Raw genomic sequence first — 26,433 nt, forward strand, 5'->3', positions numbered from 1 at the left:
GACAGGCTTCGCTCAGGATGACAACAAGGCAAGGCTGCAAGCAGGGGGAGGCGTCCCCCTCATTGGGCAAAACTACATCTTATAAATTTACTATGATTTTCTTACACATAATTTACAGGCGAATACGGCGATTCCAGGTCAAGCCGAGAACGACATTCGAGAGAAAATGCTATTTTATACCCCGTAAATTTTGCAAAGTCGCAAGATTTCAGCAATTAACTGTACAACCTAATTAGAGAATTATGAGTCTTAAAATCGTTGTGCTTGCTAAGCAAGTACCTGATACACGAAACGTGGGCCCCGATGCCATGACGGAGCAGGGAACCATCAATCGTGCCGCATTGCCCGCGGTCTTCAACCCCGAAGACCTGAACGCCCTGGAGCAAGCCCTTCGTTTGAAGGACCAGTTCCCGGGTTCCACCATTTCCGTGCTGACGATGGGTCTCCCGAAGTCTGCCGAAGTCGTCCGCGAAGCATTGTACCGCGGTGCCGATGAAGGTTTCGTGGTGACGGACCGCCCGCTCGGTGGTGCTGACACTCTCGCCACGAGCTACACGCTCGCCCAGGCCGTCAAGAAGATTGGCGACTACGACATTATCCTCGGTGGCCGCCAGGCTATCGACGGCGATACCGCACAGGTCGGTCCGCAGATTGCAGAAAAGCTCGGCCTTACCCAGGTGACCTACGCCGAAGAAATTCTCTCCCTCGACGAAAAGGCCCGTAAGGTCGTGATCCGCCGCCACATCGACGGTGGTGTGGAAACGGTGGAAGCACCGCTCCCGCTGGTCGTGACCGTGAACGGAAGTGCGGCCCCGTGCCGTCCGCGCAACGCAAAGCGCCTCATGAAGTTCAAGAACGCGACGGTGGTTGCCGAACGCAAGCCGGAAGATGCCGAAAAGTACGAAGCCCTCATCGCGAAGAAACCCTACCTGAACATTCCGCAGTGGGGTGCCGCCGACATCGACGCAGACCCTGCCCAGATCGGTAAGGCCGGTTCTCCGACGAACGTGAAGGCCGTCAAGAACATCGTGTTCAAGGCGAAGGAAAGCCGCACGCTCACCGCAAGCGACGCCGACGTCGAAGGACTTATCAAGGAACTTTTAGACGGGAAGATTATTGGCTAGCCTATGAATAACGTATTTGTATATTGCGAAATTGAGGGCACGACCGTTGTCGATGTTTCCCTCGAACTTTTGTCCAAGGGCCGCAAGCTCGCCAACACGCTCGGCGTTCAGCTCGAATGCATCTGCGCAGGCAAGGGCCTCGACGGAATTGAAAAGCAGGTGTTCCCCTACGGTGTCGATAAGGTCCACGTGTTTGATGCCGAAGGGCTCTTCCCCTACACCACCAACCCGCACGCGTCTCTCGTGGTGAACCTCTTCAAGGAAGAGCAGCCGCAGATTTGCCTGCTCGGTGCAACGGTGATTGGCCGTGACCTCGGCCCGCGCATTTCCAGCGCCATGCACAGCGGCCTTACCGCCGACTGTACCGAACTCGAAATCGACAGCTTCGAAATGAGCATCGGTGGCGTGAAGAAGTTCTACGAAAACCAGCTCTGCCAGATTCGCCCGGCGTTCGGCGGCAACATCGTTGCTACCATCGTGAACCCAGAACACCGCCCGCAGATGGCGACGGTGCGCGAAGGCGTGATGAAGAAGGAAATCGTGGACCCGAACTACAAGGGCGAAGTCATCAAGCACGACGTGGCCAAGTACGTGCCGGAAACGGAATACGTGGTCAAGGTGCTCGAACGCCATGTGGAAAAGGCCAAGCACAACCTCAAGGGTGCACCCATCGTGGTGGCCGGTGGTTACGGCATGGGCTCCAAGGAAAACTTCGACATGCTGTTCGAACTGGCGAAGGAACTCCACGCCGAAGTGGGCGCAAGCCGTGCCGCTATCGACGCGGGCTTTGCCGATCATGACCGCCAGATTGGCCAGACCGGCGTGACGGTCCGCCCGAAGGTGTATATCGCCTGCGGTATCTCCGGCCAGATTCAGCACCTCGCCGGCATGCAAGATTCAGGAATCATCATCTCCGTGAACTCCGACCCCGACGCCCCGATCAACGCTATCGCTGACTACGTGATCAACGGCACCGTCGAAGAGGTCATCCCGAAGATGATCAAGTATTACAAGGCAAACAACAAGTAGGCGTTATGGCGAATTTTTACACAGACCATCCAGAGATTAAGTTCAACCTTGAAAGTTCTCCTTTGATGCAGCGCATCGTGGAGCTCAAGGAAAACGGCTACGCCGACAAGGACAGCTTTGACTATGCGCCGGAAGACTACGCCGACGCGATAGACAGCTACAACCGCGTGCTCGAAGTCGCTGGCGACATCACCGCGAACACCATCTTCCCGAACTCCGAAGACGTGGACGCCGAAGGCCCCCACTGCGAAGACGGCCGCGTGCGCTACGCAAGCAAGACCTACGAGAACCTGGAAGCCACCCGCAAGGCTGGCCTCAATGGCGTGACCATGCCGCGCCGCTTCGGCGGCCTCAACTTCCCGATTACCGCCTACACGGCCATCAACGAAATGATCGCCTCTGCAGACGCCGGTTTCGAGAATATCTGGTCCCTCCAGGACTGCATCGAGACCTTGTACGAATTCGGCGACGAAGACCAGCGTTCCCGCTTTATCCCGCGCGTGTGCGCCGGCGAGACGATGTCCATGGACCTGACCGAACCCGATGCCGGTTCCGACCTGCAGCGCGTGATGCTCAAGGCCACCTACAGCGAAGAAGACAAGTGCTGGTACCTGAACGGCGTGAAGCGCTTCATCACCAACGGCGACTCCGACATCCACCTGGTGCTCGCCCGCTCCGAAGAAGGCACCCACGACGGCCGCGGCCTTTCGATGTTCATCTACGACAAGCGCGACGGTGGCGTGAACGTGCGCCGCATCGAGAACAAGCTCGGCATCCACGGAAGCCCGACTTGCGAACTTGTCTATAAGAACGCAAAGGCGGAACTCTGTGGCCGCCGCAAGTTCGGCCTCATCAAGTACGTGATGGCCCTCATGAACGGCGCCCGCCTGGGCATCGCCGCACAGTCCGTGGGCATCAGCCAGATGGCATACAACGAAGCTCTCGCCTACGCCAAGGACCGCAAGCAGTTCGGCCAGGCCATCGTGAACTTCCCGGCCGTCTATGAAATGATTTCCAACATCAAGGCTCGCCTCGACGCAGGCCGCGCACTCCTGTACCAGACAGCCCGCTATGTAGATATCTACAAGGGCCTCGAGGACATCGAGCGCACCCGTAAGCTCACCGACGAGGAGAAGGCTGAACTCAAGCTCTACCAGAAGCTCGCCTCTGCTTGCACGCCGCTCGCGAAGGGCATGAACTCCGAATACGCGAACCTGAACGCCTACGACAGCATCCAGGTGCATGGCGGTTCCGGCTACATGCTCGAATACGCCTGCCAGCGCCTCTACCGCGACGCTCGTATTACTTCGATTTACGAAGGCACTACGCAGCTGCAGACCGTGGCCGCGCTCCCGCACATCACCACCGGCACCTACAGCCAGATGCTCGAGGAACTGGAAGCGGGCGAAGTGGCCGCCGAATACGAGAGCCTCAAGGCCCGCGCTAAGGCCATGGACGCGAAGTTCAACGAAGCCATCGAAGTTGTGAAGGCAGCAAACAACAACGAGTTCACCGACCTTTGCAGCCGTCACCTCTACGAACTCGCAGCCAACTGCGTGATGAGCCAGCTGCTCCTCCGCGACGCCACCAAGGCACCCGAACTGTTCGAAAAGAGCATGAAGGTGTACCTGAACCTCGCCGAAGCCGAAGTCGCGAAGCACTACAACTTCGTGAAGAGCGTGGATGTGGACAGCATGGAGAGCTACCGCAAGTAGGAAGTAGACAGTAGACAGTAGGCAGTAGGCAGTAGACAGTGATTAGTGAATAATCGCGGCTACGCCGCCTACTGAAACGCGAAATTGAAAGCCCCGGCTCTAACGAGTCGGGGCTTTCTTGTTTATCAAAAAAGAATGTTACCGTTCATCGATTAACTGTAATAGCATCTTTAGGTATTTTTTCATCGAAGCGATATTCCTCTTTACCATCTAATGAATGATATGTTCCCTTACATAAAATTCCACAGGCTTCCTTTATTGTAAGAACTCGGTCTTCTTTTTTCGTCAACACATAATTGCACACATTGTTTATCGTTCTCACATCATAATTCAAATCCTCTTTTATAATCACACTCAAACTTTTCAAACCATATCGAGCCTTTCCATCATAGTAAATGCCATCAGAGTCACTCATTCCTTTATAATCAAACGAGTCCCTAAATCTGACAAATGCAGGACATGCCCTCGACACTTTTGCAAATATCGGCAAAGCTTCTATCGGCATGGTATTTACTTTTTTGGGATAGCCCAAAGACCTATACAAACTATCCCCATCTATTTTCACCATATTCAGCACCCCATTTAAGGAAGCCTTCGCTTTCTTTTGGCATTCATCATATTTATTCGCAAATCGATTTATAGAATCCAAAAACGCCTCTGATCGCACTTTTGCCCACACATTCGTATTGAGAATAATATTATACATCGCAGTCCATTTTTCTGCGTAAAGTTTACTTGTTTGAGTTATAGAATCTTGAATGAAATCAAGCCCCAGATTATCGTAAAGAGAAAAAAGACTTTTCATCTTTTCGGCTTTTTCCGAATGCATTCTCAATACAGCTTCAGACATATCCGCAAGCATTTGAGCTAGCGAAGAATCACCTTTATACGCTATTTGTGCATTTTTCAAATCATTTTGGAGCGCAAGACCATAATTATCAGCTTCTATTACGCTTTTTGCATATTCAATTGCATATTGTTGTATTGCATGTTCTTTTGCTTTACGCTCGTTATATGATTCAGCAAAGCCCAAATGAATAATTAAGTAAATCACAAAACAGATTATAGGAATGATTGTCATAATGGTGAAAAATCTTTTACCATCACTTAAATCCATTTTGTTCTGCTTCATATCAGCAACCCAACTTTTCGCACTAGTGTACCAAGTGCCAACCAAAGCTCCTAATAAAAGCCATAAAGTAATGGGCCAGTCCAAAGCCATTCTTGTATAAATCGCAAGAGCTAGCAGGGCAATAGATATAACTGCCATCATTATCGGGAATGGTTTAGAGTTCATATTTCGAGTCTCCCATAGAATTTTTTAGAAATTATCAATCTTGAAAAGGAGCAAATTGCACTAGAGAAAGTTTTGCTACAGTTTGTTTTGCTCCCATCGTAGACCTATAGGTATATGCCCCGCTACTTTTAGCAACGCCAATAACGGCTTTGGGGATTATTCCATTCGATATCGAAACAAAAGAAACTCCATCTCCTTCATAAAGACCGGAATTTTTTGAAAGTAATTGAATTGAACTTCCTACATATTCATAGCATTTCCCTTTAGTCGCATAAGGATTTGCAGAATACAATTCATCTTGCGGAAGAATTTCCTTGCAATTTTTTCTTACATTCTTCCATTGTTTTACAATATCATCTACAGAAAGGCCTTGTTTTTTCATGGCAAAGACAAACGAAGGCTTAACGTGTACCGCATTATACTTTTTTATTTCATCGTATTCTAGAGTTCCCTCAAAAGATTCGTATCCATACGTATAATGATAATCCAGCCATCCCTTCAACTCATCCGGTTTCGCACCTGCCGAAATATAATTAGAAACATCTACCTTTAAATCTGCAATTTTTAGCCATTCATCGGCGGATTCTAAACTTACACGGCTCCATTTTTCAATATGTTCAAACGTAACACCTTTTTTCAGCCAAAGTTCCGCTGTATCGGGTGAGTAAATGCCGTTATTAAGCCATTCTTTTATCATCATCGCTGTTTGACGTAATGAAATCCATTTTTTTGCTGAATCAGCAGTTACACCAAGATTTTCATAAAGTTTAATTTCAGAAGTTCTAATACCAACATTTTTCCATTCTCGCTCTTTTGCACGATCTGCTTCACTTTGTTCCTTTTTTCGTTTTTTGTAATTATCGGCCAATTCCTTCGCTTCTTCAACATCATGAATAACCCGTTTTTGAAATTGCGGGGAAAATATGGAAACATCCTCAGATAATTGATTTGCTTTTGAGATCAACCTAGTTAAACAAGGGGAGCGCAATAACTCGACCTGCTCCAATTGAGGCTTACACCTTTCGTATAGTTCATAAAATGCATAAGCAACGTTGCCAGGACCAGTAATACTGCTATTACCAATATCCCAAACCAATTGTTTGAATTCTCCTTTTTCTTGCGCTATAATCGCATTTTCCATTTCAATTTTTAAGCTGTCTATATTTTTTGTGGTATCCGCAGCAAATCCCACATCTATGAATAGAAACATAATAAGGATGAAATTAGACCATTTTTTCATATCCAACCTCTTTTGTTGAAAGTCCTACATTGAGAGCAATGTTCCTATCAAAAGACGAAACCACAAAAAAAGACGTGGGACTTGTCTATGTTTACCTAACTCGAGGTTCAGCAAAACCTTAACCTGATAAACACAAACAACCCACGCCCATTTCTGGACGTGAGCGTTCGCATCCTATTCTCAGGTTCTTTGAAATTTGCTGATTTCGAGTTAGAGAACAAGGAGCAAAGCTCAAGAAATGTCAAAAATTAAGTTACCTTATAAAAGCCTCATAAAAGTTTTCAAATTTAATATAACTCTTTTTCATGGCAATAGGATAGCCCACAAACAAGTAAGCCATCAAAATTAAGCAAAAAACGCCCCGTCTAGGCCCGCCAGATGATTATTCCAAGCTGGAAGAAGCTCAACATGTTGACTTTTCTAATAAAAATTGGTATATTATAACCGGGCTGGTCGAAAGACCCAGGTCCATCTTTGGCGAGGAAGTTCCTCGCTTTTTTTGTGGAGAGAGTCTTGAAGGAACTAAGTGTTTTCATCGATGAGTCGGGGGATTTTGGCGAATATAGCCCACATTCTCCGTATTACATAATAACAATGGTGTTCCATGACCAAGAGGTCGACATTCAAGAAAACGTTCTTCGCCTTGATACCTAGCTGTCCTATCTTGGACTTGAGAATCTTTGCATCCACACCGGCCCAATTATCCGCAAGGAAGAAATTTATAAAGACATGGGAATAGCTGAGCGAAGGCGCATTTTCAACAAAATGATGGCGTTTATCCGTTCAGTAGGTATCCAGTACAAATGTTTTTCCATCGAAAAAAAGCACATCAAAGATTCTGTAGAAGCGACAGGCAAACTTTCAAAGCAAATATCCTCGTTCATTAGAAATCATTATGATGATTTTCTTGCTTTCAACGATGTCAAAATTTACTACGACAATGGACAAGTCGAAGTAAGCAAGCTTTTGTCGTCTGTATTCAACGCGCTGCTGCCAAACCCAATTTTCCGAAAAGTGATGCCTACTGATTATAAATTGTTCCAGGTCGCAGACTTTATTTGCACGATGGAACTTTTGAACCTGAAACTTGAAAACAATCTTTTCTCAAGATCCGAAATGATTTTCTTCGGCAACAAGCGCGATTTAAAACAGAACTATTTAAAGGCTCTGAGAAAGAAAGAATGGAATTAATAGCCCGGGCGTTGCGGGTGCGGCGCCTGAGCACCCGCAGTGGGGGTACGCGGAAGCCCCTTCGGGGCTGAAGCCAGGGGGAAACCTCCCCCCTTCTTGTATATTAAAGAATCTTACCCTACAATCACTAATTTTACATATTGTAGGGTAATGAATATCGTGGACGGAATATTGAAAGAAGGACGCACTCAAAAATAAAAAGTCTCCCCTGGGGCACCTCAATGAGAGGAACGGGGAGTCCAGTTGTTGCAAATATCCACTCATTTACAGTAACTCGCAAGAGATTTGTATTTCCAATTCAACTCATTGACAGCAACTGCACATTTGTTTATCTTTCGTTGTATGAAGAAAACTGAGCAAACAAAAGCATATTACTTCTTTGACGAAGCGGGAGACACAACAATCCTTGGGCGCAAGGGGGTGAATCTTGTTGAAAGCGGATTAGCCAGCAAGGTATTTATGGTCGGCTATCTAGAAACGAAGAACCCGCAGCAACTCACAAAAGAAATTACCGCCTTGCACAACGAGATTTGCAACGATGACTTCTACTCCGAAATTCCATCCATGGAGAAAACCCGCGTTGCATTCCATGCAGCAAAAGACTGTGCCGAAATCCGAGATAGAGTTTTCCACCTTTTAAAAACATTGGACTTCACTTACTACTGCATTGTACTCCGTAAAAAAGAAACATTCTTCAGAAATCACTTTGACTTCAAGGACACAGCCATATACAAGTACGCTGTCGAGCATCTTTTGGAGAACAGACTACATTTCTATTCCGAAATAGACTGCTACTTTTCTTCTCTTGGTAACGTCGTCCGTAAAGAAACGATGCAAAGCGCCATCAATTCTGCAATAGATCGATTCAAGGCGAAGTGGAACAAAGAAAACTCCAACTCTATCAGAATCTTCATTCAACAGTCAAAAGAACGTTCTCTTTTGCAAGCATCAGACCATGTTTTGTGAACAATCCAGCGAGCATACGAAAAAGGCGATTTTCGATATTATAATTATTTGAAAGAAAAGATTAGCCTAGTACACGATATTTTGGATGTAAAGCCTTCTTCGAAAAATTATTACACACCCAAAAATCCGTTGGATAAAAAAATAGATCCCGTATAAGGCTAGGTTTCTATCGAAACGCATGGCATGAAGCCCGCTTTCACCTTAATGGGACCTGTTTTCTATAAAATACATAAATTAAGACCAAAAGTCAAGTAGTCTGCCTTTACAATATCGCTTTTTACGACGAAATTGGCAATTTTCCCAAATTATCAAACACCTCATCAAGCGATTTTCCTCTACCCTCCATGGCATCCGCATAGCCGTTTTCCATTTTATATTCGAATTCATCGTCCGTTTCAAGCAAACCGTTGCAACATAGTTCATTGTTTTTATTGCATCCTGTCATAGTCTAAATATAACTTCATTTGCCACAAAACACAAAAAGGTCGACCATCCATTCAAAAAAGAGCCGGGCGTTGCGGGCTGGCGTTTAAAGCCCGCAGAAGGGGTAGCGGAAGACCCGGCCGGGGCGGGTTTAAAAGGAGATGCCCGACCAAGTCGGGCATGACATCAGGGGTGGGGGCGGGGCTGAAGCTAGGGGGACTCCTTCCCCTTCAATATTCAACAGTTGACTCGCGAATGTTCTAGCACCCTTTCGTTGTCTTGACGCTCTCGTTTTGCAGCTTGAGAATGATGTCGCCGGAATCCGGGTCCATCATCATGTCGAAGCTAGAACGAATGGTAAACTTGTAGCCCGCGACGTCATAGCTTATGTCCAGCGAATGGACAATGCATTTATTCATGTAATCGAGAATCAGCTTTTCACGGGTGTAATCCAACGCGTTCATGACATTGGTTTCACTTTGCAGCATCAGGGAACTCAGGTACTTGTAATGGATTTCGTAGGTGTACTTGTCTTCGAGATCCTTGGGGATGTACGAGATTCCGCCCATGCGAAGCACCGGTGAATTCTTGGTCAGGTTCCAGAAAAGGAATCCTCGATAGCCCGGGTCGTAAGACTTCGTGTTTGTCGCGATTCCAGACGCCATGAATTTCGCGAAAGCCTCTTTACGGGTAAAGTACTTTTTCATCGCTACGTCATCTTCCGAAATGAACGCAGAGAAAATATCCCCGTACGGAGTTTTCTTGTAGAACTTACCCACGTGATAGACGCGCTTGATTTTACCCTTACCCGTTTTGGTGCGATAGGTTATCTGCTTTGTCACATCGTTCTTGTTCGAGATCTGTTCCAGCAGGTCCTGATTAACAACCTTGTAATCTTCCGGAAGAATTGCATTCTTAAAGCGATCCCCCACAAATTCAGACAATTCCTCAACACTCTTGCATTCGAAAATGTCAAGCACGCAGCCGTTTACGTATAAGATCTTTCCGTTGCGGGCATTTAAAAGAACCACACCTCCTGGCACATATTCCATATAGTTCAAAGCTAGCTGTTGCAACATTTCGGCGTTCTTGATGGCGCCATCTATTTTTGCCTTGAGCATGCTCTTGTCCATAATGGGCAAGTGGATAAACTGGTATGCACCAAGACGAATACTTTCCTTTGCAAGATCCAAATTGTCCGTCATCACGACAAAGGGAATCTGAAGATTGCTTCTCACCTCGTGGAATTTCCGGATAATCTTGAAGCCATCCATTTTCGGAAGGACGGCATTCACCAACGCAAGCGAAATCCTATCCCCATATTCTAGCAGAAGCTTGAGGGCCTGCTCACCATCCGGAGCAAGCAACAAGTTGTAATTCAACCTGAGAATACTGTCAAGGAACGCCCTGTTCTGCGGGTTGGCCTCGGCAAGCAGAACAGTCTTCGTATTTGCCGGAAGCGTAGAATCTTTGCTACTGGAAGAGCTGTCATAGGCGCTTACATGTGTGTTGCGGAAGCACAAATCGTAAATGTGACAGCCGTTATTATCGGCTATCAGGCGCCCCTTCATAAAGACGTACATTCCGTGCGTCACGTAAGTCACCTCGCAAGGGGACACATAGGCCGCCTTTTCCGCCTCATGAAGCGTGTAGTACAACGGATTTTCCGGATCGTTCGACGCAGCCTCGACCTCGTCAAGATTTTTTAAAGCCGAGACTCAGGAGCTGTTCTTCGTACAACTTATTCGCAAACAGGAACTTGAATGTTCCGTTCTCGTAAGACATAATCGCCCTAGGAGAATCTTCCTGATAGTCGAGGCGACCCAGCTTCGAATACACCGTACGCATGTTGTCGTTTTCGGCCACGATTCCTGAAGTTTCCATGTGCTTCATGGTATCCTTCAGCGGCTGCGGTTTTCCGTAATAGTAACCCTGGACTTTTTCACAACCGATTTGTTTCAGGAATTCCAGCTGCTCCCTGGTTTCCACTCCTTCGGCCAACGTCTTCAGGCCAAGGCTTTTCGCCATGCGGACAGTCGAACTGATGATGATGCGGGAGACTTCGTTGAAGTTCGAAAGGAACGCCATGTCAATCTTGAGTTCGTCGAACTTGTAATCCTTGAGAGTATTGAGCGACGAGTAGCCGCTGCCGAAATCGTCCATCCAGACTTCGTAACCCACCAGGCGGAACCTTTCGATTTCATGCTGGATGTAGGAATCCGAAGCCATGATGCTTTCCGTAATTTCGACACGGATGTAGTCTCGCTCAATCCGGTACTTCATCAGGGCCGATTCGACCACATTAAAGATATCGCAACCGATAAAGTCAAGGCGCGAAAGGTTGAATGAAACCGGCACTATCGGGCGGCCCTGGTCCAATTCCTCGCGAAGTTCCCTACAGACCTGTTCGATGATGTAGCTGTCGAGCTTATGGATCTGGCGCGATTCTTCGAGCGCCCCGATGAACACACCCGGATTCAGGAATCCATTCTGCGGGTCAATCCAACGGGCAAGCGCCTCCATACCGCAGAACGTTTCCGTAATCGTACGCACCACGGGCTGGTAGTAGATCTTGATATAGCCGTTCGCAATCGCCTCGTCGATATGGTTCACCACGTAGTTCTGCAAGATGAGGTCTTTGTGCAGATCCTTGTCGTAATAGCGGATAAAGTTGTCGCCCTTTTTCTTCTGGATGTTGCAGGCCAGCTTCGCCTTTTCGCTCGCGTCCAGGAACACGCCATATTCTTCGATATTGCAGATGCCGACATAGAGGTCCATCGAAATCTTGGAAACGGTTCCCTTGACACTCTTGCGGATAATATTCAGCTTGTCTTCTATTCCGCTAGAATCCGCAACGACGGCAAAATGGTCGTTGGCGAAACGGCAAATCAGGTTATCGGGGAACTGCTTCTTGATACAGGAAGCGAAATCAATCAGGAACTCGTTACCCTGGTTAAATCCGTTTGCACTATTGTAGAGTTTCATCCCCACGATGTCGAAGAATATGAGAACCGGAGATCCCCCCGCGTTCCGGATGTCCTCCACGTAGTTTTCGCCGCACAGGCGGCCATATTCCATATTCGGGAGACCAGTCAGCGGATCGAAATAACGGTCGGCATGTTCACATATTCGCAAGAACACGGAATTTCTCCCGCGCCAGGAAATCTGCGACACACTCATAATCAAGTCTTTGCCGGTACGCGGATTGCGGACGATCGTCTCTCCCCTTTCGATAACATCGTCAACAGATATCCGATCGCGTTCTTCGGGCGTAAAGAAATATTCTTCGAACTTGATTCCCGAATCAAACGTCCTCACCGGTTTCCACACCTGTTCCACCGAGGCGCTCACCATGTAGATTTCATGCGTATCCGCGTTGAAGATCACAAACGGGTCCACCTTGTCCGTATTCAGGAACTCAACGACGCCCTCCTCGAAATCGCTTCGCGAGCCTCCGTTGGACTCCAGTGCAGCGGTCACGTCATCGTAAACGACAACGGCGCATTTCGTACCATCTTCGAGATAGCGGTGGTACCCTACGGCGTGAACCGTGCGATAATCTTTCCGGCCATAAAGCTTTTGACGGTAAACGACATCGTAACACCCGTCCTCGATTTTCGAAAAATCCTTGGCCTTGGTCGCCACGTAAACGACATCTTCCTGGTGGACGTCCCGGTACATGTCTTCATCGAGAAAGCGCACCAGGTCTTCGCGGGTCTTTCCCGGTGCCTGCCAACGGACAAGCCCGTCAGAAACAAGTACAGTCCGAGCCTTGCCGTCCACATGCCGGTAAACTGCGAGCGGGACCCCAGACTTTTCCAATTCACACTTCAAGACTTCAGGTAATTTGCAAGACTCTTTCAAAGACATCGCCATAAACCAAACAAAAATGTGATTTATTACTTAAAATAACATAATCGTTACTAAAAAGCAATCATATTTACACGCTATTCCTGTAAAATGCCCCAAAAACGCGGTTTTCGTGTAAAAATCGTTGTTTGCATATAGAATATGCCGAGCGAAGGCAATAGGCATTTAGCCTATTGTCGGAGCGAAGGGCGAACAACGAGTGACTAATCCTTTTGGAGTTCTCTCTTTTCGTTGTTCGCATATAGAAAAAGAGCCGCCCCACGAGGGAGCGACCAATTTAGTTTTGCTTGGATCCTATCGGCTTTTCAAGCCTCCAGGATGACATTGCTAGCAATTTGCTCAGAGTGCCAAAGGCACGACCTCACGCCTCACTAGCTCAAACCTCTTAGTTACCGCGTTCGAAGCGGATGAAGTTCACGACCTTCAGGCTGGAAAGACCGAGCTGCTTGGCGACGACTTCCTGGAGGTAGTCCTTGACGCTGAGCTTCTTCGGGTTCTTTTCGGACATGAAGAATTCCTGGTCTTCGAGAACGATTTCCTTGAGCACCTTGGCGACGCGACCGTCGATCTGGCGCTGCAGGAATTCGGGCTTCGGAGCCTTGCCGGAAGCTTCGATCTGGGCCTTGGCGATTTCCTTTTCCTTTTCGATGGTTTCGGCCGGGACGGCGGCATCGTTCAGAGCGACCGGAGCAAATGCGGCGGCCTGCATAGCGATGTCCTTAGCAGCCTGCTTGAGAGCAGCTTCGTCAGAAGCGGTGCTTTCGAAAGCGAGTTCGGTAATCACGCCGATCTTGCCCTTCATGTGGCTGTAAACGCCAAACACGGAGTTAGCGACCTTCTTGATTTCGGCGAACTTGCGGAAGTCGATGTTTTCCTGGATCTTGACGAGCACGTCCTGGAGCACATCGTTGATCTTCTTGCCATCGACCACGGCGTTCTTGAGGTCGTCGACAGAGGCGATAGCCTGAGTTTCGACAGCCTTCACGGCCATGTTAGCGAGAGCGACGAAGTCGTCGTTGTTGGAAACCGGTTCCGTTTCGCAAGAGAGTTCGAAAGCAGCGGCCTTGTCGGCGGTTTCGATGAGGTAGATGCGGCCTTCCTTGGCGGCCTTGTCGGCACGCTTGGCGGCAACAGCAGCACCCTGCTTGCGGAGGAGTTCAACGGCCTTGTCCATGTCGCCGTCAGTTTCGGTGAGGGCCTTCTTGCACTGCATCATGCCCACGCCAGTCTTCTGGCGGAGTTCGTTAACGAGGGAAGCGGTAATCTGCATATTACTTTTCTTCCTCGCCGTTGTCGAACTTCTTCACTTCTTCCTTGTCGGCCTTCTTGTCGGCGGAACGCTTTGCAACGTTCGCGGCAATGTAGTCGATGATGAGCGTGAGGGACTTCACGGCGTCATCGTTGGCCGGAATCGGATAGTCCACGAGAGTCGGGTCGACGTTCGTGTCGCAAATACCGATGATAGGAATGTGGAGGCGGCGAGCTTCAGCCACGGCGATCTTTTCGTGAGCGAGGTCGGTCACGACGAGGAGGCCCGGGAGGTTCACCATTTCACGGATGCCACCGAACACGGAAAGGAGCTTTTCGCGTTCGCGGTTCTTGTCGAGGACTTCCTTCTTGGAGAGGGCCTGGAAAGTACCATCGGCTTCCATGGCGTCGATCTTGTCAATCTTCTTGATGGACTTGCGGACGGTCTGGAAGTTCGTGAGCATACCACCGAGCCAGCGGTTGGTCACGGAGAACTGGTTGCAAGAAGCAGCAGCATCGAGCACGCACTGACGAGCGGTCGGCTTGGTGCCAACGAAGAGCACAGTCTTGCCAGATTCAGAAATCTTGGCAGCGGCCTTGGCGGCTTCTTCAAGGAGTTCGCGGGTCTTGGAGAGGTTGAGAACGTAGATGCCGTTCTTTTCAGCCAAGATGTAGGGTTTCATTTTCGGGTTCCAGCGCTGAGTCTGGTGACCAAAGTGGGAGCCTGCAGCAAGCAGATCTTCGACAGAAGGCAGATTTGCCATAATGTATTTCCTTTTCGGTTGTTACTACCCGGACTGCAATTAAGCCGCGAAGCACAGGGCGGACCCAGGGGTCAGGACAGTGCCACCGAAGCGACTCTCGCAAGCCGGTGATTGGTTTTACCTGGGCGAAATTGCCCAAGCGCGCGTAAATATAGCTAAAGGCGAGCGTCGCGGCAACCGCACTTGTGCGGATTGACATGACCGAGCCGAGCTATATGCGCCCCAGGGGCGCCAATGTAGAAAAAAGAGGGAGCAGTGTCTAATGTATATTTGAACGAAAAAGCCGTATAAAGGACCCCCAAATGTCTACCATCCGCAAAAGAATTTCCGCCAATTCCAATTCCCGCTCCGAAAAAGCCCTTTTCGATACCGCCGCCTGCCTGAACGACGAATGGGACATCTGGATGAACCCGCGGCTAAAATTCGAGGACAGGAAGAATTCCCAAAGCATCGACCACGAGGTGGACTGCATTCTGTACCACAAGAAATACGGGATGCTCCTGATCGAATGCAAGGACGGGCAGATTTCCACCGAAGAAGCCCAGGGTACCGAAAACGGATTCATCTGGAAACAGGGGGGCCGCATCATGGACCGCTCCCCCATCCAGCAAATCGAGCAGTCCATCCACCCGCTCCACGACCACTTCAGCGAGATGTTCCCCAAAGAAGGCGGACTCACCTACTACAAGGTGCGCGTGCAGTGGGCAGTCTGTTTTGCCGACATGGAAAACATGGGCAAAATCGGCAGCAACGCCATTCAGCCCAAGCGCATCATCCTGAAGCAAGACCTTAAAAGCTACAACACACTCGAACGCAAGGTCAAGAAAATTCTCGAGACCAAGGAAGAATCGCACGGAGGAAAGCCCTTCCCGAACGAAGTTCTGAGCGACGAGGACTACAACCGCCTCACGAGTTTCTTGGGCTGCTTCGACGAGCCGACCTGGCCGGAACTCTGGGAAATGGAATCGAACGCGCGCCTGCAGCCGACCGCTTTCCAGGAAATGCTCATGGAATCGATCACCAGGAATCCGCGCATACAGATCGAAGGGGTCGCCGGGTCCGGAAAATCGCTCTTGGTGCTGTGGGAGACCCGGCGCCTTATCGCCGAAGGCAAACGCGTCGCGGTACTCTGCTTTAACGACCTGCTGGCAGAACAGCTTCAGAAAAATTTCAAGAAAGAAGGCCTTGACGACAGCCAGGTGGTCGCGGCCAGCTTCCACAAGCTGGCCTGCAAGTACGTGCGCAACGCCAAGATAGAAGGAGTGCCCCGCCACGAACCGGAAGATCCCGCCGCAAAGACGGATTACTATAAGGCCGTCGTCGCAAGTTTCCCTGCCGCCATCAAGGCGCTCCGCGAGAAAAAGAAGAAACAGTTCTTCGACGCCATCGTCATCGACGAAGGGCAAGACTTCGAAAACGGCTGGCTGGATACAGCGCTGCAGCTATTGAAAGACCCCGAAAAAGGAATCGTCCGCTTTTTCTACGACCGCAACCAGACCATCTTCAAGAACCGCAACGTTCTCGGGAACAAGACTATAGGCGCCCTGCCGGTAATGGTGCTGAAACGCGGGTACCGCTGCACCAAGAAAATCCTGGACTGGGTCTACGACACGACCGACATCAGAATCCCCTGCTACGACGATACCCCGACAGGCCGCCCCGTCGATGTCAGGATGTATGAAAATCCAGAAGACCAGGTCGAATTGCTGCGCAAAGAAATCAGGCGTCTACAGAAAAAAGGAGTCGGCCCCGAGAACATCCTTGTCGTCTCGCTGCGCAGCCGCGCAAATTCGGGGCTTGCCAACCTGGACGACGACGAATTCCACTGGAGCGACATCAGCGATTCCCTGAACGGGACCGCGATAAACATCGTGTCGGTGTACCGCTACAAGGGCCTGGACAAGCAAGTGGTGATCCTGACGGACCTGGAACCCTCCAAGAACGGCCCGGGATTCCCGCACAGCAATGCCCACCTGATCATGGTCGGCGCGACGCGTGCCAAGGAACACCTCATCGTGTTCAAGCAACGGCATAAGATTTAAAAAGTTTACAAAACTTTTTGACCCCAAATTCCGAGTGTCATCTTTTGACATCTGGGTGTTGCTATATTTGTAAGCATGAGAGTGATTGATAATTTCTCTGTTTGGTTTTCCGGTGCCCCGACGGGCGCTTCCTCCTATTATATCTATAAGGGTCTCGCCCTCGGCTTGACCAAATAATTTTCGTCTTTTCCCTTTATATAACCGTCTTTTGATAAAAATTTTATCAAGGGGCTTTTTGTCGTCTTTTCTCGCCGTCCGCCAGCCGACGGACACCGTCAAACACCCAAAGGAGTACGCCCATGCGTCACAACAACACCCCGGCCACCGCCACCCAGATCAACAACCTCATCGCGCTCGTCCAGACCGCCCCTACCGATGAGGCCCGCGCAAGCGCCATCGGGCAGATGTGGGAGCAGTTCGGCGACAATGTCGTAGGAATCGCCGCCAAGCAGTCCTACAACATGGACTCCGATTTTGGCTACCACGGCTACAGCGTCGCTGACCGCCGCGCCGCCGTCATGGGAGAGACCTTCGAGGTGTTCCTCAAGACCGCCCAGGAATTCGACAGCACCCTCGGCGTGCCCTTCATGGCACACGCCGCCAACAAGGTCAAATGGCAGCTCCAGACCGACAAGCGAGAAAATTCCAAAAGAGACGACCGCGAAGAGCCTCTCGACTACATCGAGAACTGCGCCGCCCCCAACGACATGGAAAACAACGTCTACCTCAAGGACGCCATCGATGCCATCAAGCGCAGCCTCAAGGGCAACCCGACGCTCCTCCGCTACTTCGACACCCTCATGGACATCTGCTACGACGGCCTGAACCCCACCGACGCCGAAGCCGCCAGACGCATGGGGTGCACCCGCGCCACCACGAACAACTACCGCAAGCAGCTGCTTCAGCACTTGAGCGAATACGGTCTGGTCGAAGACTGCCGCATGGCCCTGGCGGCGTAGCCGTGGCCGCCCCTTTTGCAGCCAAATTTTGCCGTGTTACGGTAGCACGGCATTCCATTTTGAGCTAAAAACGTTAACAAAAAAAAACAAAAGTTTACAAAAATGCCAAGTAAAAATAGGGTGATCGTTAACAACATCACGAAACACCGCGTAAGTCTGTTCGGTTATCCTATTGAAATTGCCTAGGGCACACTTCATGGAGCCCAGCTTTTTCTCGTAAGCTTCGTAACGCTCGTTGATGTTGTCGTTCTTATTCATAAAGGGCTCCAAGAAAGAGATTCATATTTATATCGTTCTAGGAAATCCGCATGTAAAGTCGCCAAAGAAAAAATTGCAGACATCTGCAAAGAAGCCGGAACAACTCCAGTGCAATATCAAACTGGTTCAGGATACTTCATGGCCACACTACTACGAAAAGGGACAGAAAAAAGCAAAAAAGATACCACAAATGTCCCTGTAAATGATACCATAAACACGGTCATTGACCCTGTAAATGTCCCTGAAATAAATTTATCTGACAAGGAGCGACAGGTTCTTGATTTCATTATAAAGAAAAACAACATCACCGCCAAAGAAATCGCCGAAAAAATTGGCGTCAGTGATAAAACGGTTAAACGAGCCATCAGCACGCTCAAAACAAATGGGCTCATTGTACGCATCGGCAGTGACAAGAAGGGGTTCTGGAGCGTCAAGGATTGCATAATTGATTAACTTAGTAGAGGAACTTTTCAATGCCGAGGAATAGCGCGTTCAACTCGCTTTATACAAAATTTATACAAAAGGGTTCCCCGCTAGGCAGGGAGCCCTCTTTGCATCAGGAGATGAATTTTCACTCTTAATTCTGTGCAGGATTGCCCTGCATCTCAATCACCTCGATTTCGGTCGGGAGCGGATTGTTCTTGTCCTGCTTTGCGCCCAGGCTTTCCAGCTGACGGCAGGTGGTAAGCACACTCTGTCCCTTCTCGGCGAATTTTGACATTCCGTTCTGGTAAGCCTTCTGGGCATTGTCCAGCGCCTTGCCCACATCGCCCATCTGCTTTACGAACATGCCCACGCGCTTGAGCATTTCGTTTGCAAGTTCAAAGACCTTCTGCTGGTTTTGCGCCTGCTGCACCTGGCGCCAAGTCAGCTTGATAATGCGGAGGGCCGCATATAGGGTCTGTTCGTCGGCGATATACACGCCCTTTTCCATGGCTTCGCGCCAGAGCGAGGGCTTTTCGGCCAGCGCCCGCCAAAGCGCATCGGCGCGGGGTACGAACATAATCACAAAGTCGATAGTTTCCCTGGGCGCCTTCACGTAGTTTTCGTACTTCTTGCCGGAAAGTTCCTTTACGTGCTGTTCCAGGCTCTGGATATGCTTTTTCAGCCAATCCTTGCGCACTTCAGGGTCTTCGGCACGGTTGTACTCAAAGAACGCGGCCATCGAAACCTTGGAATCGACAATCACGTCCTTTTTCGTATCCAGATGGACGATCACATCGGGGCGCATGCTGCGGCCGCTTTCTTCAGACACCAACAGATTGCCGTTCTGGTCGCGGAGCGGCGCCTGCGTTTCGAAATGGGTCCCCTCCTGGAGCCCTAACGAGGCCAGGAGTTCCTCCAAGACGCATTCGCCCCAGTCTCCCTGAATCTTGCTGTCGTGCTTGAAGGCTCGGATCAGGTCGTCGGCGGTCTGCTTGGTCTTGGCGTTCGAATCGATGGCCTGGCTCAGCGCATCCTTGAGCGAGGTATTCGTTTCCACCTGCTTGAGGGTGCTGTCCTTCATGGTCTGCTCCATCTTGGCGATGGTTTCCTTGAGCGGATTCACCAACTGTTCCATGGTCGCATGGCCAGATTCCGCAATGTCCTTTTGACGCTGCTTGAGCATTTCCTCGGTGGCGGTTTTCGCCTCGGCCACAAGGCGCTTCGAGATGTCGTCGAAGCGTTCCTTCTGTTCATTGAAGGCATTCTGGTGAACGCGTTCCAATTCCTGCCTTTCGGTTTCAAGCCGCTTTTCAGCCGCCATTTTTTCGTCGGCAAGCCTCTTTTCGGCCCGGGACCGTTCTTCGGCGATTCTCTTTTCCGCCTCTTCTTTTTCGGCAGCAAGGCGCTTGGCGGCAGCGTCCTTTTCGTCGGCGATGCGCTTTTCTGCTTCGGCCTTTACCTCCGCGAGCTGATTTTCTGCGGTTTCGCGGGCGGCATGGAGCTTTTCAGTTTCCGCATTCAGCTGGCTCTGCAATACCGCCACTTGCGTTTCAAGTTCCGCACTGCTTTGCTTGCATTCTGCATCCCGCTGCGCGCCCTTGACACGCATTACGAGGATGCCGATTACGATTCCGAGGACTGCACTCAAAATTCCAACTGCTATGATCATACCATTCTCCTTTTGCTACTAAGAATATATCGCTTTTTCACAAAGTTTTGTTAAATTCTTTAAAATCTTTTTCTTTCCTCATTCCTCGCCCACTCCGCGTCCATAATTAGTACCTCCTCACCTGTACAGGTACGGCAGTTGCCGCATATTGTTGTAGTACAGGATCATTTCCGATTCGGGATTGTCCATGATGTGTTTCGGGTCATCTATACGGATGCAACGCACGGGGTAAAGGTACTCGGGTTTAAGCCTTTCCTCTTCCACGATAGACTTCAAGAGTTCCCAATGCCGCGAGGCCGTGTCATTCGGCACAATCACCGAAGCGAAGGCATCGCTCGTCCACACGACGCTCAGGGTATCCACATATTCAAAGACGCCTTTCTCGCTATTATAATAGCCGGACAGGTTCAAGTCCACGGTATCGACCAGGCCCCAGGAGTCGTCATGCGAGCGGGAGCGCAGACGTTTCAGTCCGCTCGGATCCTCCGGATCAACAACCTTGATCGGGGAAAACGTCGGCCAGTATTGGATTCGGGCGTTACTGGCAATGAACAGCGCCGCATTCTGATGGGCACTCGCGATGTTCCAGCCAGCAGGGCAAACTCGGCCGCGTTCGTATAACGGGTAGTAGCGCCCACGTTCGCAAGTAGAATCCAGGCACTTGCTGCACCTGGTTTTGTAACGCAGATTTTCAAGCATCAGGTGAAAGGTCACGGTGTCGCCCGCCAAAAAGCCGGAGTCATGTTCCGACATGCTACACCCTTTGTAATCGGCGAACTTGAGCACGGTATATTCGTTGCTGTCGCGCGGGTCCACGAAGGTTTCAAGCTTCTGGAAGTAGTAATTGTCTACGTTCGGGGCAGAACAGTGCGTATAATTCCGCTCCGGTTTCCAGTTGATTTCTACACGGTCAAGCAGCAGCCTGATCGCAAGCGAACCAACAGATCCGATAATTGCACCCACGACAAAACACAGGAGCACGTGGGCACATTCCTTTAAAAACGATTTTGTCAGAAACTTTTTCATCAGGACCTCCCCTCGCTCTTAACCAAAATACCCGAAACCGAAAAACAGCAGGAACAGCGGCAGAATAAAAATCCACACACCCTGAAAATAGTGTTCCAGGTCGGAATCGCTCATGGTCGAATGGTCAATCAGCGAAACCACCAGGTACCAGAGCCCGATATATTCCAGCACGGAATGGCCGCCGCTAAAGATGTACTGGAGCAGAAGGTAGCCGAGCGTAAAGCCCACCACCGTAGGCGCCACCGCCGAAAGCGCGTGCTGCACCGCCACCATGAACCACGGGCCGCGTGTACAGTAGCTGATATGCCCCAGGCGTTCGCCGTCGCTTTCGAACATGCAGATTTCGTCGACTTCGGCCCCCGTAATCACGGCAAAGCACAGGTGCGACATCTCGTGCACGAATGTTCCGGGAAACGTCAGGAAATTCACGAAAAAATAGGCGAAGTCGCGGTTCACCGCCCCGATAATTTCTATCTGCGCGCGTTCCAGCCCATACAGGAGAAGCCCCGCAATCACAGGTGCCACGATGACGACCAAAGTCAGAATAACGCTGATGGCCGCAACGGCCCCGATGCCGTTACCCCAGCCGAACCATGCGATTATCTGGGACATCGAGGGGAGAGTGAACATGGCGGACCTCCTTGTTTGCGCGCCGGACATTCATATATCGCTTTTTATCCGTCACTAGTAAAACGATTTATGGAAAAAATATTTTTTTCTAAATTTGTACGCATGGCAGATAAGAAGAAAATTCTCGTAATGGTCGCAAGTCCGAAAAACGAACGCAGCGGAACCCTGATTCCGACAAAGGCCTTCGTGGAGGGGCTCGAAGAAAACGGCGACTACGAGAGTGAATACCTTTTTATCGACCGCCTGAACATTAAGCCATGCCGCGGATGCCTCAGTTGCTGGGGGCGCGAAGACGGCAGCTGCTTCATGAAGGATGACGACGTGCCCTGGGTGCGCGAAAAGCTCACGAACGCCGACATTGTCATCTGGAGCTTTCCCCTGTACCTGTTCGGTGTGCCGGGACAGATGAAGGTCCTGATGGACCGCATCGTGGGAATGGTGCACCCCTACATGGGCCAAAAGCTGAAAGACGGCGTGAACGCGCTGAATTCGAACCTGCACGGGCTGCAATTCCAGAAGGAAGGGCAGAAAATCATCCTGCTTTCGAGCTGCGCCTGGATGGACATCGACGTGGTCTACGAACCGATCCGCAAGCAGTTCGACATTATCCTCGGACACGAGGGTTACACACTCATTGCCTGCCCGCAGATGCGCGCGCTCGACCACCGCGGAGGCCCGCGCCGCCTGAAAATGCTCCGCGACAAGTACAAGGCCGGCGGCGCGGAACTTGCAAAGACCGGCTCGCTTACGCAAGAAACCATCGACCTGCTGCAAAAGCCGCTCTTCAGCGACGACGCCTACGTGACGCTCGTGACCGAGTTCGTCACGCACATGTTCGATCGGCCGGACAACTTCTAAAGCTTCACTAGCGTTTTTTTGTACATTTCCAGGACATTTTTGGACGGCGTACCTATAAGCCCCCTTTCCGCAAAGGATTTATAGGTACATTTTTCATTTTCGCATACAAATTAACATTCACTACACTGTCGCAAAGGCAAAAAAATACCTATAAACGTACCAACACCATACAGGCTTATAGGTACCAAGGTAAACGCAATACTTGCGAGAGTCTCCATTTGACCGTTTTCGCACCTATAAACAGGGGCAAAACTTTAATCTTATAGGTACGTATGGCAAAAATCCGCAAAAAAAAGCTGAAGCGCGCCTCGAAAACGACCCCTATAAGAAAAAACCTGGCAGAGCCAGGGTTCATGAGCCACAAAGCCCCAAACGCAAAGCTGGGGCGGTGGCGAGAGCGAGCGCTCGGGGGACATACTTAGCATGACGGGCGCGAGCGGTCTTATAAAAAGAAAGGCCTCCGCAAAAGCGGAGGCTTCGTGAGCCTCAAACGATTCGTATCAACGAATCGTGGAGGCGAGAGTGAGGCGATATCACATTCTTGCATTTACGATAGAGCCGAACGGTCATATAAGAAAAACCCTGGCAAACGCCAGGGTTTTCCGTAATAGCAATTTCGCAGATTAGCGCTTGCTGAACTGGAAGTGCTTACGAGCCTTCTTGCGGCCGAACTTCTTACGTTCAACGGCACGAGAGTCGCGAGTCATGAGGCCTTCCTTCTTGAGGGCGGGCTTGACTTCGGCGTCGTTAGCAACCAGTGCGCGGGCAATGCCGAGACGGACAGCGCCCATCTGGCCAGCGATGCCACCGCCACGAGCGGTAACTTCGACGTCCCATTCTTCCGCGTTGCCGAGGATGGCGAACGGAAGGTTAGCGATCATGTTCTGCACTTCAGAATGGAAGTAATCCTTGAAATCACGACCATTGATAGTGCGCTTGCCGGAACCCGGCTTCAGGATCACAGCGGCGATGGCGTTCTTGCGACGGCCAGTGCCACGGTAGATCTTCTTATTTTTTGCGGTAGCGATAGAGGTATCCTCCGTTCTTAAAGTTCTACAACTTCAGGTTTCTGCGCGGCGTGCGGATGTTCGGCACCGGCATAGATTTTGAGCTTCTTGATCATCTTGTGACCGAGAGCGCTGTGCGGGAGCATGCCCCAGATGGCAGCTTCGAGCGGTGCAGTCGGGTGCTTTGCCAAGAGGTCGGCAAAGTTGATCCAGCGTTCACCGGCAATGTGACCGGTGTGGTGGAAGTACTGCTTCTGCAGAGCCTTGTTGCCGGTAACAGCAACTTTTTCAGCGTTGATCACAACCACGAAATCGCCAGTGTCGACGTTCGGGGAGAAGATAGCCTTGTGCTTGCCCATCAGGAGCTTTGCAACTTCAGAGGCAACGCGACCCATAGGCTTATCGGCGGCGTCCACAAGCTTCCACTTGTGTTCGACGTTCTTCGGGTTTACCGTAATGGTCTTCATGTAAATCCTTTATTAGTTATTCCGGGGCCGAGTTGCCCCGTGAAATGCTGCGCTAAATTTAGAAGAAAAAACGCGGCCTTGCAAGGGTAAAAAACTACGATTTTTCAAAAAATCCGCGCCGTTTTCGGCATTTTCACTCTATCAATTATATCAATTATTTTAATTATATCAGTAAAAATAAACAAACCACCCCATTTTTGACTTTAAAAAGTCCCGAAGCGTTCACCTCGGGACCCATTTCAGTGGTTGCAATTTTTTGAGTCGAGCGGTCTAGGCTTATCTGGTCACTCTTACAGACTGCATCTGGCCGGTGGTGCGGCTGCGCAGGTAATAGATACCCGAAGCCTTCACCGCGCTAGAGTTCTGGAGGATTTCCTTGGCCGCGTCAAAACCATAGGCCGTGAGCACGCCCATGTGGACACCGTTCTGGTCGAACACGTGGTAGTCCTGACGGGTGTTATTGACGTATTTAACGGTCTGGGCAATCGGAACTTTGCCCGCGTCGATCTGGAACCAGTCGACATCGATATAGCCCTTGGCAACTTCCATGGTGAGGATCTGATCCCCTTTTTCAAGCGTAATGGAACCAGAAACTTCATCAAAGGAAGTCCAGGAACTGCCCGTGTATTTCAGCGTATCCGATACAACCTTGTCGCCGACCTTGAATACCAACGCCCCATCGCCATCTGCAGCAACAGCTGCTTTTAATTTAAATGTTCCACCCGCAGCAGCATTTATCGTATACTGGAAATAGTTTCCCGTAGGGTTGCAACCGAGAACAAGCCCGCCATTTTTTTCGCCAATTTTTACGGACGTGCCCTTTCTATATTCCGTATTCCAGGTATCGTCGCAATCGCCAGACACTGAATACGAATTATTGCCTTTGCCCTTACCCGGGATATCAAAGTCTTCCGCTTCAATCTTCCCTGACAAGTCAAAAGCCTTGCCCTTGAACGGAGTCTGCGGTTCAGGTTCGACCGGAGTCAATTCGCCCGTAGGAAGTCCCGTGGTGTTGACGCCCTTGTTCGAAGCGAGGTACTCCTTGAGCCAGGTCATGGCCGGACGGTCCTTGCCATCCTTGATAATACCAGACGTACCGTCATTCCACGTTGCTCCGTAGATGTAACCCCAAATGGTGATGCCTGCGATATTTTCATTTTCCATGAAGTAAGAAATCTGTTCGGAGTAACACTTCTTCTGGACATTGGCATCGTTTGTGAAAATATCGTATTCACTGATGAACAGCGGAATCTGGGTCTTGTTCCAAATGTCTTCGATGGTACTCTTCAGGGTGCTGAGGCTCAAGCAGGAGCCGCCACCACCGGTACCACCCTGGCCACCGCCCTGGCTCATCATGTCGTGAGCCTGCAGGCCGTAGGCATCCACCGGAGCCCCCGCCTTCTTCAGTTTCTGAATAAGGTCGATACCTTCGTTCTTCTGCCACTGCACCGTGTTGTAGTCGTTATAAATGAGGATTGCATCCGGCCAACGTTCGCGGGCCATTCTGAACGCTTCGGCAACGAATTCGTAGTTGCCCTTATCACCGCCGAGGGCGGCAATAATGTTGTTGTTGCCTTGCGGGCCGTAATTGGAATGGTACTTGCCATCACTTGTCTTGATAGCTTCGTTCACCACGTCGATCATTTCGAGATCGGGGTAATGCTGCTTGACGGCATCCATCCAATTGGTGATGGCCTTCTTGGTTTCGTCAGCACTGAGACCATTCAGCCAGCTCGGGTACTGGGAACCCCACACGAGAGCATGAAACTTGAAGTGTCCGCCGTTGTTCTTTGCCCAGTTATAGGCAGCATCACAACCACCCCAATTGAATTTGCCGCGAGAACCTTCGATAGAGGCCCACTTACATTCGTTTTCTGCTGTAATCTGGTTCCACAACTGCGTAAAGTCGCTACGAACCTGGGTATGAGTTGTAATGTTACCGACGAACTTGGCTGCTCCGTCGGCTAGTCCTGGGCCTGCAAAAGAGAAGGTTGACATCGCAAATGCGACTGCAGCAACCTTCGTTGCTGTAGAGATTATCTTTTTCATAATCCGCATCCTTTTTGAGTTTTATCCCAAAACCTCTATAAATATACTCCATAATATGCGTTATAGCATGTAAAAATAAATTTATTCGTAATGGCTAGTACTCTTTTTTCGTCAAAAAAACAAGCCCCGGTGCATTCGCCCCGGGACCCGTTGTTTGGTGTATTGAGTATGTAAA

The 26,433-nt window shown here is 50.1% G+C and carries 23 protein-coding genes; 9 read left to right on the forward strand and 14 right to left on the reverse strand.

Translation table 11 applies throughout. From position 1 onward, the window contains the following. The first annotated feature begins 242 nt into the window (after positions 1–242). Genes BUA93_RS12750 through BUA93_RS12760 form a run of 3 tightly spaced genes read left to right on the forward strand, consistent with a single transcriptional unit; the run spans position 243 to position 3,868 of the window. Positions 243–1,124 carry an electron transfer flavoprotein subunit beta/FixA family protein gene (locus BUA93_RS12750; RefSeq protein WP_072807907.1) on the forward strand — a complete coding sequence of 294 codons (882 nt, stop codon included), beginning with the start codon at positions 243–245 and terminating at the stop codon, positions 1,122–1,124. Positions 1,125–1,127: 3 nt separating this feature from the next. Next, on the forward strand, positions 1,128–2,153 hold the full coding sequence (locus BUA93_RS12755) for an electron transfer flavoprotein subunit alpha/FixB family protein (RefSeq protein ID WP_072807905.1): 1,026 nt from the start codon (positions 1,128–1,130) through the stop codon (positions 2,151–2,153). A gap of 5 nt (positions 2,154–2,158) precedes the next feature. Then, positions 2,159–3,868 (forward strand): acyl-CoA dehydrogenase family protein, encoded by a 1,710-nt coding sequence (locus tag BUA93_RS12760; protein WP_072979988.1) that lies wholly within the window; start codon positions 2,159–2,161, stop codon positions 3,866–3,868. 145 nt (positions 3,869–4,013) lie between these two features. Here BUA93_RS12760 and BUA93_RS12765 read toward each other — a convergent pair whose 3' ends face one another. Beyond that, on the reverse strand, positions 4,014–5,141 hold the full coding sequence (locus BUA93_RS12765) for a hypothetical protein (RefSeq protein ID WP_139258065.1): 1,128 nt from the start codon (positions 5,139–5,141) through the stop codon (positions 4,014–4,016). 58 nt (positions 5,142–5,199) lie between these two features. Continuing rightward, positions 5,200–6,405, reverse strand: coding sequence for a hypothetical protein (locus tag BUA93_RS12770; RefSeq protein ID WP_139258067.1), 1,206 nt, complete (start codon positions 6,403–6,405; stop codon positions 5,200–5,202). A 765-nt stretch (positions 6,406–7,170) separates the two neighbouring features. Between BUA93_RS12770 and BUA93_RS12780 the strand changes: the two genes are divergently transcribed. Together BUA93_RS12780 and BUA93_RS12785 are read left to right on the forward strand one after the other, a co-directional pair. Further along, complete coding sequence (locus BUA93_RS12780) at positions 7,171–7,596, forward strand: hypothetical protein (RefSeq protein ID WP_139258069.1); 426 nt, start codon at positions 7,171–7,173, stop codon at positions 7,594–7,596. A 342-nt stretch (positions 7,597–7,938) separates the two neighbouring features. After that, positions 7,939–8,562: a DUF3800 domain-containing protein gene (locus BUA93_RS12785; protein ID WP_139258071.1), complete on the forward strand. Its 624-nt coding sequence runs from the start codon at positions 7,939–7,941 to the stop codon at positions 8,560–8,562. A gap of 277 nt (positions 8,563–8,839) precedes the next feature. On the opposite strand, the gene BUA93_RS16350 is transcribed toward BUA93_RS12785, so the two are convergent. The 5 genes from BUA93_RS16350 to rpsB form a co-directional block, all read right to left on the reverse strand. Next, positions 8,840–9,007, reverse strand: coding sequence for a hypothetical protein (locus BUA93_RS16350; protein ID WP_175547445.1), 168 nt, complete (start codon positions 9,005–9,007; stop codon positions 8,840–8,842). Between the two features lie 238 nt (positions 9,008–9,245). Next, the gene (locus BUA93_RS16600; RefSeq protein WP_072980000.1) at positions 9,246–10,643 is read right to left on the reverse strand and encodes a response regulator; all 1,398 of its coding nucleotides are present in this window, start codon (positions 10,641–10,643) and stop codon (positions 9,246–9,248) included. Between the two features lie 37 nt (positions 10,644–10,680). After that, positions 10,681–12,807 (reverse strand): GGDEF domain-containing phosphodiesterase, encoded by a 2,127-nt coding sequence (locus BUA93_RS16605; RefSeq protein ID WP_254793985.1) that lies wholly within the window; start codon positions 12,805–12,807, stop codon positions 10,681–10,683. 433 nt (positions 12,808–13,240) lie between these two features. After that, entirely contained in the window at positions 13,241–14,125 is an 885-nt protein-coding gene (gene tsf, locus BUA93_RS12800) for a translation elongation factor Ts (protein ID WP_072980004.1), read from the reverse strand. Between the two features lies 1 nt (position 14,126). Next, positions 14,127–14,867, reverse strand: coding sequence for a 30S ribosomal protein S2 (gene rpsB / locus BUA93_RS12805; protein ID WP_072980006.1), 741 nt, complete (start codon positions 14,865–14,867; stop codon positions 14,127–14,129). A 302-nt stretch (positions 14,868–15,169) separates the two neighbouring features. Here rpsB and BUA93_RS12810 point away from each other — a divergent pair, with 302 nt between their 5' ends. Together BUA93_RS12810 and BUA93_RS12815 are read left to right on the forward strand one after the other, a co-directional pair. Next, positions 15,170–16,909, forward strand: coding sequence for a nuclease-related domain-containing DEAD/DEAH box helicase (locus BUA93_RS12810; RefSeq protein WP_072980008.1), 1,740 nt, complete (start codon positions 15,170–15,172; stop codon positions 16,907–16,909). A 299-nt stretch (positions 16,910–17,208) separates the two neighbouring features. Continuing rightward, the gene (locus tag BUA93_RS12815; protein ID WP_072980010.1) at positions 17,209–17,868 is read left to right on the forward strand and encodes a hypothetical protein; all 660 of its coding nucleotides are present in this window, start codon (positions 17,209–17,211) and stop codon (positions 17,866–17,868) included. Between the two features lie 36 nt (positions 17,869–17,904). On the opposite strand, the gene BUA93_RS12820 is transcribed toward BUA93_RS12815, so the two are convergent. Beyond that, complete coding sequence (locus BUA93_RS12820) at positions 17,905–18,126, reverse strand: hypothetical protein (protein WP_139258073.1); 222 nt, start codon at positions 18,124–18,126, stop codon at positions 17,905–17,907. A gap of 138 nt (positions 18,127–18,264) precedes the next feature. Here BUA93_RS12820 and BUA93_RS12825 point away from each other — a divergent pair, with 138 nt between their 5' ends. Then, positions 18,265–18,579, forward strand: a complete 315-nt coding sequence (locus BUA93_RS12825; protein WP_072980014.1) for a helix-turn-helix transcriptional regulator — start codon at positions 18,265–18,267, stop codon at positions 18,577–18,579. A 124-nt stretch (positions 18,580–18,703) separates the two neighbouring features. Here the strand turns inward: BUA93_RS12825 and rmuC are convergent, their stop codons facing one another. From rmuC to BUA93_RS12840, 3 genes are all read right to left on the reverse strand, one after another. Then, the gene (gene rmuC / locus BUA93_RS12830; protein ID WP_072980016.1) at positions 18,704–20,221 is read right to left on the reverse strand and encodes a DNA recombination protein RmuC; all 1,518 of its coding nucleotides are present in this window, start codon (positions 20,219–20,221) and stop codon (positions 18,704–18,706) included. A 117-nt stretch (positions 20,222–20,338) separates the two neighbouring features. Further along, positions 20,339–21,247 (reverse strand): fibrobacter succinogenes major paralogous domain-containing protein, encoded by a 909-nt coding sequence (locus tag BUA93_RS12835; RefSeq protein ID WP_072980018.1) that lies wholly within the window; start codon positions 21,245–21,247, stop codon positions 20,339–20,341. Between the two features lie 18 nt (positions 21,248–21,265). Next, positions 21,266–21,877: a hypothetical protein gene (locus BUA93_RS12840; RefSeq protein WP_072980020.1), complete on the reverse strand. Its 612-nt coding sequence runs from the start codon at positions 21,875–21,877 to the stop codon at positions 21,266–21,268. A 102-nt stretch (positions 21,878–21,979) separates the two neighbouring features. Between BUA93_RS12840 and BUA93_RS12845 the strand changes: the two genes are divergently transcribed. Further along, entirely contained in the window at positions 21,980–22,735 is a 756-nt protein-coding gene (locus BUA93_RS12845) for a flavodoxin family protein (protein WP_072980022.1), read from the forward strand. Between the two features lie 623 nt (positions 22,736–23,358). On the opposite strand, the gene rpsI is transcribed toward BUA93_RS12845, so the two are convergent. From rpsI to BUA93_RS12860, 3 genes are all read right to left on the reverse strand, one after another. Continuing rightward, positions 23,359–23,763 (reverse strand): 30S ribosomal protein S9, encoded by a 405-nt coding sequence (rpsI, locus tag BUA93_RS12850; protein ID WP_072980024.1) that lies wholly within the window; start codon positions 23,761–23,763, stop codon positions 23,359–23,361. A gap of 17 nt (positions 23,764–23,780) precedes the next feature. Then, positions 23,781–24,209 carry a 50S ribosomal protein L13 gene (gene rplM / locus BUA93_RS12855; protein WP_072980026.1) on the reverse strand — a complete coding sequence of 143 codons (429 nt, stop codon included), beginning with the start codon at positions 24,207–24,209 and terminating at the stop codon, positions 23,781–23,783. A gap of 276 nt (positions 24,210–24,485) precedes the next feature. Next, a complete protein-coding gene (locus BUA93_RS12860; RefSeq protein WP_175547446.1) occupies positions 24,486–26,258 on the reverse strand; it encodes an endo-1,4-beta-xylanase in 1,773 nt (590 codons plus the stop codon). Between the last annotated feature and the right edge of the window lie 175 nt (positions 26,259–26,433).

The organism is Fibrobacter sp. UWH4, from assembly GCF_900142475.1.
Lineage (GTDB): Bacteria > Fibrobacterota > Fibrobacteria > Fibrobacterales > Fibrobacteraceae > Fibrobacter.

Excerpts from the sequence above, each read along its gene's own strand:
- tsf (WP_072980004.1), bottom strand. The coding sequence starts at position 14,125 with ATGCAGATTACCGCTTCCCTCGTTAACGAACTCCGCCAGAAGACTGGC.
- BUA93_RS12815 (WP_072980010.1), top strand. The coding sequence starts at position 17,209 with ATGCGTCACAACAACACCCCGGCCACCGCCACCCAGATCAACAACCTC.
- BUA93_RS16350 (WP_175547445.1), bottom strand. The coding sequence starts at position 9,007 with ATGACAGGATGCAATAAAAACAATGAACTATGTTGCAACGGTTTGCTT.
- BUA93_RS12760 (WP_072979988.1), top strand. The coding sequence starts at position 2,159 with ATGGCGAATTTTTACACAGACCATCCAGAGATTAAGTTCAACCTTGAA.
- rmuC (WP_072980016.1), bottom strand. The coding sequence starts at position 20,221 with ATGATCATAGCAGTTGGAATTTTGAGTGCAGTCCTCGGAATCGTAATC.
- BUA93_RS12835 (WP_072980018.1), bottom strand. The coding sequence starts at position 21,247 with ATGAAAAAGTTTCTGACAAAATCGTTTTTAAAGGAATGTGCCCACGTG.
- rpsB (WP_072980006.1), bottom strand. The coding sequence starts at position 14,867 with ATGGCAAATCTGCCTTCTGTCGAAGATCTGCTTGCTGCAGGCTCCCAC.
- BUA93_RS12785 (WP_139258071.1), top strand. The coding sequence starts at position 7,939 with ATGAAGAAAACTGAGCAAACAAAAGCATATTACTTCTTTGACGAAGCG.
- rplM (WP_072980026.1), bottom strand. The coding sequence starts at position 24,209 with ATGAAGACCATTACGGTAAACCCGAAGAACGTCGAACACAAGTGGAAG.
- BUA93_RS12750 (WP_072807907.1), top strand. The coding sequence starts at position 243 with ATGAGTCTTAAAATCGTTGTGCTTGCTAAGCAAGTACCTGATACACGA.
- BUA93_RS12825 (WP_072980014.1), top strand. The coding sequence starts at position 18,265 with ATGGCCACACTACTACGAAAAGGGACAGAAAAAAGCAAAAAAGATACC.
- BUA93_RS12770 (WP_139258067.1), bottom strand. The coding sequence starts at position 6,405 with ATGAAAAAATGGTCTAATTTCATCCTTATTATGTTTCTATTCATAGAT.
- BUA93_RS12860 (WP_175547446.1), bottom strand. The coding sequence starts at position 26,258 with ATGAAAAAGATAATCTCTACAGCAACGAAGGTTGCTGCAGTCGCATTT.
- BUA93_RS12755 (WP_072807905.1), top strand. The coding sequence starts at position 1,128 with ATGAATAACGTATTTGTATATTGCGAAATTGAGGGCACGACCGTTGTC.
- BUA93_RS12845 (WP_072980022.1), top strand. The coding sequence starts at position 21,980 with ATGGCAGATAAGAAGAAAATTCTCGTAATGGTCGCAAGTCCGAAAAAC.
- BUA93_RS12780 (WP_139258069.1), top strand. The coding sequence starts at position 7,171 with ATGATGGCGTTTATCCGTTCAGTAGGTATCCAGTACAAATGTTTTTCC.
- BUA93_RS12765 (WP_139258065.1), bottom strand. The coding sequence starts at position 5,141 with ATGATGGCAGTTATATCTATTGCCCTGCTAGCTCTTGCGATTTATACA.
- BUA93_RS12820 (WP_139258073.1), bottom strand. The coding sequence starts at position 18,126 with ATGAATAAGAACGACAACATCAACGAGCGTTACGAAGCTTACGAGAAA.
- BUA93_RS12840 (WP_072980020.1), bottom strand. The coding sequence starts at position 21,877 with ATGTTCACTCTCCCCTCGATGTCCCAGATAATCGCATGGTTCGGCTGG.
- BUA93_RS12810 (WP_072980008.1), top strand. The coding sequence starts at position 15,170 with ATGTCTACCATCCGCAAAAGAATTTCCGCCAATTCCAATTCCCGCTCC.